13 protein-coding genes are annotated in these 11,983 nt (G+C 31.0%); 4 read left to right on the top strand and 9 right to left on the bottom strand.

Annotated elements, in window-relative coordinates:
- Positions 1 to 91 precede the first annotated feature (91 nt).
- Positions 92 to 625 carry an inorganic diphosphatase gene (locus H0I27_RS03805; protein WP_068448985.1) on the top strand — a complete coding sequence of 178 codons (534 nt, stop codon included), beginning with the start codon at positions 92 to 94 and terminating at the stop codon, positions 623 to 625.
- A gap of 284 nt (positions 626 to 909) precedes the next feature.
- A complete protein-coding gene (locus H0I27_RS03800; RefSeq protein WP_218732576.1) occupies positions 910 to 3,258 on the top strand; it encodes a sodium-translocating pyrophosphatase in 2,349 nt (782 codons plus the stop codon).
- 122 nt (positions 3,259 to 3,380) lie between these two features.
- On the opposite strand, the gene H0I27_RS03795 is transcribed toward H0I27_RS03800, so the two are convergent.
- The gene (locus tag H0I27_RS03795) at positions 3,381 to 3,542 is read right to left on the bottom strand and encodes a DUF1328 domain-containing protein (protein ID WP_165732137.1); all 162 of its coding nucleotides are present in this window, start codon (positions 3,540 to 3,542) and stop codon (positions 3,381 to 3,383) included.
- Positions 3,543 to 3,869: 327 nt separating this feature from the next.
- Here H0I27_RS03795 and H0I27_RS03790 point away from each other — a divergent pair, with 327 nt between their 5' ends.
- Entirely contained in the window at positions 3,870 to 4,895 is a 1,026-nt protein-coding gene (locus H0I27_RS03790; protein ID WP_218732575.1) for an AraC family transcriptional regulator, read from the top strand.
- A 19-nt stretch (positions 4,896 to 4,914) separates the two neighbouring features.
- On the opposite strand, the gene H0I27_RS03785 is transcribed toward H0I27_RS03790, so the two are convergent.
- The 5 genes from H0I27_RS03785 to H0I27_RS03765 all read right to left on the bottom strand — a co-directional run bounded on the left by H0I27_RS03785 (position 4,915) and on the right by H0I27_RS03765 (position 8,063).
- On the bottom strand, positions 4,915 to 5,115 hold the full coding sequence (locus H0I27_RS03785; protein ID WP_218732574.1) for a DUF6327 family protein: 201 nt from the start codon (positions 5,113 to 5,115) through the stop codon (positions 4,915 to 4,917).
- Between the two features lie 24 nt (positions 5,116 to 5,139).
- A complete protein-coding gene (locus H0I27_RS03780; RefSeq protein ID WP_218732573.1) occupies positions 5,140 to 5,487 on the bottom strand; it encodes a hypothetical protein in 348 nt (115 codons plus the stop codon).
- A gap of 3 nt (positions 5,488 to 5,490) precedes the next feature.
- Positions 5,491 to 5,823: a YtxH domain-containing protein gene (locus tag H0I27_RS03775; protein ID WP_218732572.1), complete on the bottom strand. Its 333-nt coding sequence runs from the start codon at positions 5,821 to 5,823 to the stop codon at positions 5,491 to 5,493.
- A 155-nt stretch (positions 5,824 to 5,978) separates the two neighbouring features.
- Positions 5,979 to 7,589, bottom strand: coding sequence for a phosphoenolpyruvate carboxykinase (ATP) (gene pckA, locus H0I27_RS03770; protein WP_218732571.1), 1,611 nt, complete (start codon positions 7,587 to 7,589; stop codon positions 5,979 to 5,981).
- A 90-nt stretch (positions 7,590 to 7,679) separates the two neighbouring features.
- Positions 7,680 to 8,063 carry a DUF423 domain-containing protein gene (locus H0I27_RS03765; protein ID WP_218732570.1) on the bottom strand — a complete coding sequence of 128 codons (384 nt, stop codon included), beginning with the start codon at positions 8,061 to 8,063 and terminating at the stop codon, positions 7,680 to 7,682.
- A gap of 70 nt (positions 8,064 to 8,133) precedes the next feature.
- On the opposite strand from H0I27_RS03765, the gene H0I27_RS03760 reads away from it, so the two are divergent.
- Positions 8,134 to 9,501, top strand: a complete 1,368-nt coding sequence (locus H0I27_RS03760) for a saccharopine dehydrogenase family protein (protein WP_218732569.1) — start codon at positions 8,134 to 8,136, stop codon at positions 9,499 to 9,501.
- 77 nt (positions 9,502 to 9,578) lie between these two features.
- Here the strand turns inward: H0I27_RS03760 and H0I27_RS03755 are convergent, their stop codons facing one another.
- From H0I27_RS03755 to H0I27_RS03745, 3 genes are all read right to left on the bottom strand, one after another.
- The gene (locus H0I27_RS03755) at positions 9,579 to 10,298 is read right to left on the bottom strand and encodes a tRNA1(Val) (adenine(37)-N6)-methyltransferase (protein ID WP_218732568.1); all 720 of its coding nucleotides are present in this window, start codon (positions 10,296 to 10,298) and stop codon (positions 9,579 to 9,581) included.
- Positions 10,299 to 10,439: 141 nt separating this feature from the next.
- Positions 10,440 to 11,390, bottom strand: a complete 951-nt coding sequence (locus H0I27_RS03750) for an MBL fold metallo-hydrolase (protein WP_218732567.1) — start codon at positions 11,388 to 11,390, stop codon at positions 10,440 to 10,442.
- A gap of 16 nt (positions 11,391 to 11,406) precedes the next feature.
- Positions 11,407 to 11,955: a RidA family protein gene (locus tag H0I27_RS03745; protein WP_218732566.1), complete on the bottom strand. Its 549-nt coding sequence runs from the start codon at positions 11,953 to 11,955 to the stop codon at positions 11,407 to 11,409.
- Positions 11,956 to 11,983 lie beyond the last annotated feature (28 nt).

Genomic DNA, 11,983 nt, shown 5'->3' with positions numbered 1-11,983 from the left:
CCTTTGCGTAAATTTATGCCCTCAAAACTAAAATAAAATTTAATTTATAACTATTTTTGTGTAAAACCAAAAAATGAAAGAACCGAAAGCAATGAGTAAAGAACCAAAAAGACAAGTAACTTTTGACGTACTTATAGAAATACCTAAAGGAAGTAGAAATAAATACGAATATGATTTTACATTACACAAAATCAGATTCGATAGAATGCTTTTTTCATCTATGATGTACCCTGGTGATTACGGGTTTATTCCAGAAACTTTAGCATTAGATGCAGATCCATTAGATGTATTAGTTTTAGGACACCAACCAACCTACCCAATGGTTGTTATGGAAGTTAGACCAATTGGAGTTTTCTACATGACTGACGAAAAAGGTCCTGATGAAAAAATAATTTGTGTTCCTGTTTCTGATCCTATTTGGAGTAATAAAGAAGATATCGCAGATTTAAATCCTCACAGATTAAAAGAAATTGAACACTTCTTTCAAGTTTATAAAGACTTAGAAAAGAAAAAAGTTGATACAGGTGGATGGGGAGACGCAGCAGCTGCAATTAAAATTTATGATGAATGTGTTAAACGTTATGATGATAGCGAACACAAGAAAAAAAGAACATTTACTATATAAGTAGATAACAAATTACAGAAGTATAAAACACCTTAAATTTTAAGGTGTTTTTTTTTGTTTTCAATTTAAACCTCTTATATCGATTATAATTATCAAAACAAACATAATAATATTAAAATTCAATTGGAATTATTCATAAATCTGACATATGTCATAGTATAAATAATATAAAATAAACCGTAATTAAATATAGAATCTTTAATTTATGTATACTTTTTTTATTAATTTAATTTAACTATTTTTAACATAATTAAAAAAAATATGAATTAAATTAACTAAATAACATGGAAATAATAGTAAATTTTTTACCACTATTTGGTGTGGTAGCATTAATCTTCGTTTTTCTAAAAAGTGGTTGGGTATCCAAACAAGCAGTTGGTGACGAAAAAATGTCTCGAATAGCAAAAAACATTGCAGATGGAGCAATGGCATTCTTAAAAGCTGAATATAAAGTTTTAGCAATTTTTGTAATTGCTGTAGCCATCTTACTTTTCTTTAAAGGAAATACAGAAGTAGGTTCTAACGGAATGGTTGCTGTCTCTTTTATTATTGGAGCAATTTGTTCTGCTTTGGCAGGTTTTATTGGAATGAAAGTAGCAACAAAAGCAAATGTTAGAACAACACAAGCAGCAAAAACTTCATTAGGTAGAGCATTAGAAGTAGCTTTTGCGGGAGGTGCAGTAATGGGCTTAGGAGTTGTAGGTTTAGGTATCTTAGGACTTAGTAGCTTATTTATGTTTTACCAAACAATGTGGCCTGGAGCAGAGAACTTAACATTAGTATTAAACGTATTATCTGGTTTTTCATTAGGTGCATCTTCAATTGCATTATTTGCACGTGTTGGTGGTGGTATATATACAAAAGCAGCAGATGTTGGTGCAGATTTAGTTGGTAAGGTAGAAGCTGGTATTCCAGAAGATCATCCTTTAAACCCTGCAACTATTGCAGATAATGTAGGTGATAATGTAGGTGATGTTGCTGGTATGGGAGCCGATTTATTTGAATCTTATGTTGGTTCTATTATTGGTACAATGGTATTAGGTGCTTTTATTTTAACACCTAATTTTGATGGTCTAGGAGCAGTTTATTTACCATTAGTTCTTGGGGCTGTAGGTATTTTGATGTCTATATTAGGTACATTTTTTGTAAAAGTAAGAGATGGTGGAAATCCACAAACAGCTTTAAATATTGGAGAATTTGGTTCTGCTGGTTTAATGGTTGTAGCTTCTTACTTTATAATAACAGCTTTAATTCCTGAATCTATAGAAGGTTTACCATTTGGAGCAATGGGTGTTTTTAAAGCAACAATAGCTGGTTTAGTAGCTGGTTTAGGTGTGGGTAAAATAACAGAATATTATACTGCTACAGGTAAAAAACCTGTAATGTCTATTGTAGCACAATCGGAAACTGGAGCAGCAACAAACATTATTGCTGGTTTAGGTGTGGGAATGATGTCTACCATGATCCCTATTCTTTTAATTGCTGCTGCAATTATAGTATCTCACTATTATGCAGGTTTATATGGTATTGCTATTGCAGCAGTAGGTATGTTAGCCAATACAGGAATTCAATTAGCTGTAGATGCATACGGACCAATTTGTGATAATGCAGGTGGTATTGCTGAAATGGCAGAATTACCACATGAAGTAAGAGAGCGCACAGATAAATTAGATGCGGTTGGTAACACAACTGCTGCGGTTGGTAAAGGGTTTGCAATTGCTTCTGCAGCCTTAACTGCTTTGGCTTTATTTGCTGCCTTTATGAAAACAGCCAATGTTATTGCTATTGATGTTTCTCAACCTCAAATTATGGCAGGTTTACTTGTTGGAGGAATGTTACCTTTTGTATTTTCAGCTTTATCTATGAATGCAGTGGGTAGAGCAGCAATGGCTATGATTGAAGAGGTTCGTCGTCAGTTTAGAGATATTCCAAAATTAAAAGCAGCTTTAGAAGTGATGCGTAAATACGATTCTGATATGACAAAAGCATCTAAAGAAGATAGAGCTATTTTTGATGCTGCAGATGGTGTAGCAGATTATGGAAAATGTATTGATATATCTACAAAAGCATCCATTAGAGAAATGGTATTACCAGGCTTATTAGCAATAGTTGTTCCTGTAGCTGTTGGTTTTATTGGTGGTGCAGAAATGCTAGGTGGTTTATTAGCAGGCGTTACAACTTGTGGTGTTTTAATGGCAATCTTTCAATCTAATGCTGGTGGTGCTTGGGATAACGCTAAAAAAACAATTGAAGAACAAGGTAAAAAAGGAACAGATGCTCACAAAGCAGCGGTTGTAGGAGATACTGTTGGAGATCCTTTTAAAGATACTTCTGGACCTTCTTTAAACATACTATTAAAACTAATGTCTGTTGTAGCTTTAGTTATTGCTCCTAGTATTGCTTTAAATAGTGCAGATCTTTCTGATTATAATAAGAGTATAAAAGAAGTAAAAATAGAAACTACTCAAACTTCTACAGATTTATCTAGCACAATAACTTCTATAACTATTGATGAAACGAATACTCAAGAAATTATAAAAGAAGAAACTAAAATTGGAAAGAAAGCAAAAGAGGCAGGAAAAGTAGCATCTGTAAATATTGTAAAAAACGAAAAAGAGGTTACGATTCAATAATAATTAAGAATTTACACATCAAATCATAAAAAAAAGCATCCATTCGAAATTTTCGAAAATGGATGCTTTTTACTTTTAACAAGTATTATATGCCCATATTTAATTGGGATTAAAAATAATAATTATACTTTTTTTCTTCCTGTAATTAAAGATATTAAGAAAAGAATAATGAAGATTACAAAAATAATTTTAGCGATTCCTGCTGCAGTTCCAGCAATTCCTCCAAATCCTAAAACACCTGCTATTAATGCGATTATTATAAAAGTGATTGTCCAACGTAACATAATTTTAATATTTTAAATGAACGTTTGTTTAATTTAATGATGCCAAACGATGTACATCTATCTATTTTTTTTTCAACTAACTAACTAACTAACTAACTAACTGTTATACAAATATATTTCAATTAAACTTTGATTGTGATTGCATATACTCTAAATCTTAACTCATTTAATTTTTTCTTCTTTACTAAAAATTACCATTGAAAATTTAACGAGAATAAAAAAACTTGAAATATTGATAAAAAAGTCAACTTTGTTATTAAAATTTAAACTATTTTTATTTTTTGTACTGAACATTAAATAATTGTTCCTTTAAAATACTTTGCTACAATGATTGAGATTGAAATAATTGCTGATAGTGACAAAGATTTACTAGAGCAAATTGCCATAAAAATAGGAGGTTCTGTTACAAGTAACTGGAGCGAAAATATACTCACAATTAATAATGAGAACGCTATTGGAACAATTAAATTTATACCTTTTGATTGGGGTGTAAACTTGTTAGATTTTGATATAAAACTGCACAAAGAGTTTATTTTTAAAATTCAAGCAGTTTCTGAATTTAATCCTCTTCGATTTATGTACCCTTCATTTGGTTCTTTTAAACATCGATTTGGTATTGATAATAAAGAAAGCAAAATAGAACAATTTCAATCCTTAATTTTTACAAATAAAACAGATGGTTATAATTATATCCATTTACCTAAGAATGAAAAAGTAGAAATTAATCTTATAGAAATTGTCAGAAAGAAATTTTTAAAAAAAAGAACTACAAACGTTTCTACATTAAATGAAAAATTATATGAAGTTTTCGTAGACACAGATCATGATCATAGATTTATAAATTACGGTACGCTTAATTTAAAAATGGCCGATATAATTGCCCAAATAAAAAATGTAAAAGGGAAAGGAATGTTGCGTATTCTTAAAATTGAAGCCAGAGTTTATGAAATATTATCTTTACACATACAACAACACAATAGACTTCTAGAAGGTGTCCCTTTACCTAAGTCCATTGCCAAGGATGAGTTAAAAATTGTTCGTAAACTAGGTAAAACAATTGTAAAAAATCCTGCTAAAAACTATACATTAGAAGATCTTTCTTTAACTTCTGGTTTAACACAAGCAAAACTTCAAGATGGTTTTAAGTTTTTATACAACAGAACTGTTACAGAATATATAAGACATATTCGCCTAGAATCTTCAAGAGACCTTTTAAAGAATACAGATTTAAATATATCTCAAATTGTTTATAGTATTGGATTTAGTAGTAGAAGTTACTTTTCTAAAATTTTTAGAGAAAAGTATGGAATTACTCCAAACGGATTTAAGAAAAAATTATTATCCGTTGTGTAACTCCTTTATAAATCAACTACTATTTAAATATTTTCTTTATAAACATTAAGGTCCCGAACTTACCCAATGCAGTAACAACGTTACTTATTAGGGTCATAGGTTTTATACTTTCTTCAAAATCACTTTTCACCAATTTAAGTTCTTCTAAAGCAATTTGTTTTTCTAATGATAACTGCCTTAAATCAGTATTTATTTCTTCGAAACTTTGATATATTTTCATTTTCGTTTTTTTAGGCATTAATGATTAGTCATAAAATATTCTAGATACTTTAGATATTACTTTTTTCTCAAAAGATTTTCTCGAAAGATAAATAATTATAGAAATAACAAAGAAAAATAATCCCACAAATAAATATCCTAAAGCCGCGTTTTCGAGAAGTTCTCCCAAAGCAATGGCACTAGAGATTGCCAAAAATATAAACCCTAAGACAGATAAACTTCCTATTACAAAAAGTTTAACAATCATACTTAGGGTTAAAGCTGTTACTTGAAATGCCTTTAACTTTGAATACTCTATAGTTTTGGAGACATATTCTTTACTTGCTTCAGTTCCTTTATCTGCGGAATTTTTTATATTGTCGAATATGCTCATCGATTAGGCAGATTTTTGTAATTTTTTATTTTGTTCTTTCAACTCTTTCAATTTTTTCTCTAAAGTTGAAATTACATCTTCTGCTTTATGACTAACGTTAGATACTACATTTTCTAATTGCGTGTCTAAACTTTCTTTTTGACCTGCTACTGAAGATGATACTTTTTCCGTTAAATCACTTGCCGTATCTACTATCTTATCTTTTGCTGCTAAGGCTTCATCAGAAATTCTTTGTCTAGTTTTTGCTCCTTTATCTGGTGCAAATAAAATACCTAAGGTTGCTCCTATTACTGTTCCTGCTAATAATCCTACTACTGTATTGCTACTATTGCTCATAATTTTATTTTTTTTGATTAATATATAATTTAGTGTGTTTCACTTACACAAAGATACAGTATTAACAACCTCGTTATTAACTCTATAAATTTAAATCTTAGCTCAAACAAAAAAGCACCTCAAATTGAGGTGCTTTACTAAAAAAAACAAAACTACTAAAAAGCATATCGCTGAGGTCCACCTCTACGTATATCTTCACTTGCAACCTCTTCAAACTGCGTAAAGTTATTTCTGAATGCATTAGAGAGTTTAAATGCCGTCTTATAATAAGCTTCATCATTATTCCAAGTAGACCTCGGACTCAATAATTCTGTAGGCACTCCAGGACATGATCTTGGTTGTGCAACTCCGAAAACAGAATGTATATGATAATCTTCATATTTATAACTTCCTAAATCGCCATTTAAAACAGCCGTAATCATTGCTCTTGTATATTTTAAGGGCATTCTTCTACCTACTCCATATTGTCCACCAGACCAACCTGTATTGATCAACCAAACATTTACATCAGCATCTTTCATTTTCTTACTTAGCATTTCAGCGTATCTAGTTGGATGTAATGGCATAAAAGGCGCACCAAAACAAGCAGAAAAACTTGGTGTTGGCTCCGTAACTCCTGCTTCTGTACCTGCTACTTTTGCTGTATAACCAGAAATAAAATGATACGCAGCCTGATTAGGTGTTAATTTAGAAATTGGAGGTAAAACGCCAAATGCATCCGCAGTTAAAAAGAAAATATTCTTCGGATTTTTTCCTATGGATGGTACTTGTATATTCTCTATATGGTGAATTGGATAACTAACTCTTGTATTTTGGGTAATAGAAGTATCTCCAAAATCGACAACTCCTTTATCATCCATAACTACGTTTTCTAAAATTGCACCTTTTTTAATAGCTGAAAAAATTTCTGGTTCTTGTTCTGCTGATAAATTAATCACTTTTGCGTAACAACCACCTTCAAAATTAAACACCGAATTTTCTGCCGTCCAACCATGTTCATCATCACCAATTAGACTCCTATCTGGATCTGTAGATAAGGTTGTTTTTCCGGTTCCTGATAATCCGAAAAAAATAGCAGTATCACCTTCTTTACCAACATTTGCAGAACAATGCATTGGTAACGTATTTTTAAAAACCGGCAGAATAAAGTTTAAAGCAGAAAAGATTCCTTTTTTAATTTCACCTGTATAACCCGTTCCTCCTATTAAAGCTATTTTTTTACTGAAGTTTAAAATAGCAAAATTGTGTTGTCTCGTTCCATCTACCTCTGCGTCTGCCATAAAACCAGGCGCATTTATAATAGTCCATTCTGGAGAAAAAGTTTCTAGTTCCTTTTCTGTTGGACGCAAAAACATATTGTAAGCAAACATATTGCTCCAAGGTTGTTCATTTACGACTCTAATATTTAATTTATATTTTTCATCGGCACAAGCATAACTATCTCTTACAAAAATTTCCTTACCTGATAAATAATCAACAACTTTAGTATATAGTGCATCAAATTTACCCGACTCAAAAGGAATATTCACATCACTCCACCAAACCTCATCTTTAGTTACTTCATCTTTTACAATAAAGCGATCTTTTGGTGAACGACCTGTAAATTCTCCTGTATTAACCGAAATAGCACCTAAAGAAGACACTTTTCCTTGTCCTTTTTTTAAAGTTTCACTATGTAGCTCGTCTGAAGTTAACTGATAACGAACTGTTGCGTTTTTGATTCCTAGACTATTTAACGAAATCGATTTCGTACCTGTATCTACCATATCAATATATTTAATTATTTATAGATTAATTACTGACAAAATTACACTTTAATTCCAAACAGTAACATATCTTACATTAAAATTATCAATTTATTTACTATTACGGTATTTCTTTAAGAATATCATAATCATTAAAAACCAACCACTTATCAATGTTAATCCTCCTAAAGGCGTAACAAACCAAATAGATTTTGCTGTAATTGATGTTAGATGAATCGCATAAATAGAACCAGAAAAAAGTAAAATCCCCAAGAAAAAAAGATAGCTAATCCTGTTTTTTTGTAAAGTAGTAAATCCGTCATAAATATTGATAAATAACAATACAATTACGTGATACATTTGATAACGGACCGCAGTTTCAAAACTCAACAACTCTGTAGCAGTTAAAACTTCTTTTAAAGCATGTGCTCCAAAAGCACCTAGAACAATGCCTAACATCCCTAAAACACACGTAATAATTAAATTTTTAAACATTTTTAATGGTTATTGTTAAATTTTAAACAAAATTACTATCTTCGTAAGACTACAAAAATAAGATATATTGATGAAAAATATTCTAATTATTGGCGCAGGAAAATCAAGTTCTTTTCTAATAAAGTATTTGTTAGAAAAATCTGATGAAGAAAACTTAAAAATAACAATTGGTGATATTTCTACTATAAACGCAGACAAGCTTATCAACAATCATAAAAACGCAAAAAGCGTCATTCTAGATGTTTTCAATACCGAGCAGCGTGAAAGAATCATTAAAAAAATAGACATTGTAATCTCCATGTTACCCGCAAGGTTTCATATTGAAGTAGCTAAAGATTGCATTCTCTTTAGCAAACACATGGTAACAGCTTCTTATGTTTCTGATGAAATGAAAGTATTAGATAAACAAGCTAAAGAAAAAGGTTTAATCCTGATGAATGAAATTGGGTTAGACCCAGGAATCGATCACATGAGTGCCATGCAAATACTTGATAAAATTAGAAATAAAGGTGCTAAGATGTTGTTATTCGAATCTTTTTGCGGAGGATTAGTAGCACCAGAAAGCGACAATAATTTATGGAAATACAAATTTACATGGAACCCAAGAAATGTGGTATTAGCAGGACAAGGAGGTGCTGCAATGTTTATTCAAGAAAGTACTTATAAATACATTCCGTATCACAAATTATTTAGAAGAACCGAATTTTTAAAAATCAATGACAGTAATTTTGAGGCATACGCCAATAGAGATTCACTAAAATACAGAAGTGTTTATGGCTTAGATGATATACCAACCATGTACCGAGGAACTATTAGAAGAGTAGGTTTTTCTAGAGCTTGGAATATATTTGTACAGTTAGGTATGACAGACGATTCTTACACTATAGAAGATTCTGAAAACATGAGTTACCGAGATTTTGTCAACTTATTTTTAGCCTATTCACCTTCAGATTCTGTAGAGTTAAAATTACGTTCTTACTTAAAAATAGATCAAGATGATGTTATGTGGGAAAAGCTAATTGAACTTGATATTTTTAATCCGAATAAAAAAATTGGACTTAAAAATGCGACTCCGGCTCAAATGCTTCAAACAATACTAGAAGACTCTTGGACTTTGCAAGAAGCCGATAAAGACATGATTGTAATGCAACATCTTTTCGGTTATGAATTGAATGGAGAAAAACATCAAATAGAAAGTAGTTTAACCGTAATTGGAGAAAACCAAACCTATACAGCCATGTCAAAAACGGTAGGTTTACCAGTTGCAATTACTGCTTTAAAAATTCTAAAAGGAGAAATTAAAACACCCGGAGTGCAACTACCAATTACAAAAGAAGTCTATGAACCAATTTTAAAAGAATTAGAAAATTACGGAATAAAGTTTATAGAAAAAGAAGTTTCTTATTTAGGGTATAATCCTAATTATGTGGTTGGATAGGATTGTTACACGGAGTTGCACAGAGGTTCACAGAGTAAAAACGCCCAACTTTTGCGACCTTAGCAGCGGTTAAAACACTACATCTTCAAATAAAAGTCCTTCGTTAAATTAATATAATCTTCGGTATATTGATGACGTACAATTTCTATAACCAAGTTTTCTTCTTGTAACTCAGACTCATTAAAAGAAAACTCTAATAAACACCTTTTAACTTCAGAAGTTTCATTTCCTTTAACCCTACAAATTCTATTCAAAAACAATTGATTTCCCCTTGCAAGATTGATGAAATTTTCTTCCTCCTTAAAAGGAATCACCACACAAAATTTCCCATTTTCAGATAATATTTTAGCCACTCCAATAATCAATTCTTCAAAAGAAAGAGAAGACGTAAAACGCGCTTTATTTCTAGCAGCATCTTCAGTTTCAAAATCATCCGTATAAAAGGGCGGATTAGTAACAATTAAATCATAGGTTTCCTCCTCTTCTGCAATTTCATCTGCAAATTCCGCAAAAGTAGCGTTGTAACAATACAAACGATCTCCCCAATCGGATTCTTCAAAATTAGATACGGTTTGCTCGTAGGCATTTTCATCTACCTCAACCGCATCAATGGTCATAGCGTCTGAACGTTGTGCAATCATCAACGCTATTACACCTGTTCCTGCCCCAATATCTAAAATAGTATCCGGATAATCAGCTACAGAACACCATGCACCTAATAAAACACCATCTGTACCAACTTTCATAGCCGTTTTATCTTGCTGAATGGTAAATTCTTTAAATTTGAATGGTTTCATGAGTGAAATTAAAATGGCTGTAAAAGTAGTTTTTTTATCAGAAGGAAAAGAGCTATTTCAATTTAATGTTTAGAATAAATAACTTTTCTATCACTTAATATTAAAAAACGAATGATGGAAAAGCTATCTTTAATATTCTCTTTATTTTATAATTATTGTTTCTAAATGTACAGGAACAATCACTTTAGATTTTGGTGATGCGAATTTTACTTCTTCTAGAAATGGATTGATTTTTTTTTCTAAAGCATCTTCTTGAGAAAATCCATAAGGCACTCTAAAATTATCCCAATGTGTTGGAATTACTATTTTAGGAAAGTTTGTTAACTGCATTAAACGCTCTGTATAATTATAAATTTCTAACCTAGAAAAATTAACTCCTGGTAAAATAATATCTGGTTTTAAACCTGCCACTTCTCTTTCTAAAAAGTTCATAGAACCCGCTGTTAATACTTTATGATTTTTAAAACGAATTAAAAACATTAACGATTTTCCTTCTATAAAATCTTCTAATTTTAACGGCAAGGCTAATTCCTCTTTATGTATTCTAGAATCGTAATAATGCTTATCACCTAAAGCCGAATGAATAGACGGAATTACCCTTACAGAAAACTCATAAAACTGATAGTCTTCTCCTCCTTTTACTCTAAGTAATTGTTTTTCTGGAACACCAGCTGCTTTTAAAATCATACAACTTGTTTCTGTTGCAATTACTGTTGCTCCTGTTTTTTTTGCGATGTAAGGAACGTCTGCCAAATGATCTAAATGTGAATGATGTACTAAAATATAATCTACTTTATTTGTAAGTACTTTGTTGATAGTTGCCGTATCTGATACATAAATATCTGTTGGATAATAATTTTTACGAGTATCATCTTTACTATTCGATGGGCTATCACCTAACTTTAATCTAGAAATATATGGATCGACTAAAATATTTAAATCGCCCTCTATCATTTCCCAACCTGCTCCTCCAAAATATTTTAATTTTAATTCTTGGGCTTTACTATTTTGAGTAAAACTTAAGATAAATATCAATAAGAAAAGTAACTTTACTATTGATTTTTGTTTTAATTTTCTGTAACTTATTTTCATATGTTGTTTTTTATAATTAATCATAAACTTCTACAATCAACTCAATTTCTACCGCTTGTGCACGTGGTAATGATGCCATACCAACGGCAGCTCTTGCATGTTTTCCTTTTTCTCCAAAAACATCTACCATTAAATCAGAAAAACCATTAATTACTTTTGGTTGTTCTACAAAATTAGGATCTGAATTTACCAAACCTAAAACCTTTACAATTCGTTTTACCTTATTTAAATCACCCAACATATGTTTTAAAACTGCTAGTTGATTTATTGCTGTTAATCTTGCTGCAGCATAACCTTGGTCAATTGTAATATCTTGTCCTAATTTCCCTGTAACTTCTGTTCCGTCTACATGTTTTGGACCTTTTCCTGCCAAGAAAATAAGATTCCCAGTTCTAACTCCGTTTACATAATTTGCAACAGGTTGTGGCGGACTTGGCAACACAATATTCAATTCTTTTAATTTTGCCTCTGGATTGTAATCTTTATCTGGCATTTCTTTTAGCTCTTGCTTAGCACAACCAATCATTAAAAGAGTAACAAAAAGTAACTTTATAATTTTACTCATAATTTTAATATTTAATTTCTTTTTTATT

Source organism: Polaribacter sp. HaHaR_3_91 (genome assembly GCF_019278525.1).
In the GTDB taxonomy this organism is placed as follows: Bacteria; Bacteroidota; Bacteroidia; order Flavobacteriales; family Flavobacteriaceae; genus Polaribacter.
Note: the sequence above shows the minus strand (reverse complement) of the source record. Positions and strands in the feature narration are given on the sequence as shown.

Coding starts and splice junctions, on each gene's coding strand:
- H0I27_RS03780 (WP_218732573.1), bottom strand. CDS start 5,487: ATGAGCATATTCGACAATATAAAAAATTCCGCAGATAAAGGAACTGAA.
- pckA (WP_218732571.1), bottom strand. CDS start 7,589: ATGGTAGATACAGGTACGAAATCGATTTCGTTAAATAGTCTAGGAATC.
- H0I27_RS03795 (WP_165732137.1), bottom strand. CDS start 3,542: ATGTTACGTTGGACAATCACTTTTATAATAATCGCATTAATAGCAGGT.
- H0I27_RS03745 (WP_218732566.1), bottom strand. CDS start 11,955: ATGAGTAAAATTATAAAGTTACTTTTTGTTACTCTTTTAATGATTGGT.
- H0I27_RS03760 (WP_218732569.1), top strand. CDS start 8,134: ATGAAAAATATTCTAATTATTGGCGCAGGAAAATCAAGTTCTTTTCTA.
- H0I27_RS03750 (WP_218732567.1), bottom strand. CDS start 11,390: ATGAAAATAAGTTACAGAAAATTAAAACAAAAATCAATAGTAAAGTTA.
- H0I27_RS03805 (WP_068448985.1), top strand. CDS start 92: ATGAGTAAAGAACCAAAAAGACAAGTAACTTTTGACGTACTTATAGAA.
- H0I27_RS03790 (WP_218732575.1), top strand. CDS start 3,870: ATGATTGAGATTGAAATAATTGCTGATAGTGACAAAGATTTACTAGAG.
- H0I27_RS03800 (WP_218732576.1), top strand. CDS start 910: ATGGAAATAATAGTAAATTTTTTACCACTATTTGGTGTGGTAGCATTA.
- H0I27_RS03785 (WP_218732574.1), bottom strand. CDS start 5,115: ATGAAAATATATCAAAGTTTCGAAGAAATAAATACTGATTTAAGGCAG.
- H0I27_RS03775 (WP_218732572.1), bottom strand. CDS start 5,823: ATGAGCAATAGTAGCAATACAGTAGTAGGATTATTAGCAGGAACAGTA.
- H0I27_RS03765 (WP_218732570.1), bottom strand. CDS start 8,063: ATGTTTAAAAATTTAATTATTACGTGTGTTTTAGGGATGTTAGGCATT.
- H0I27_RS03755 (WP_218732568.1), bottom strand. CDS start 10,298: ATGAAACCATTCAAATTTAAAGAATTTACCATTCAGCAAGATAAAACG.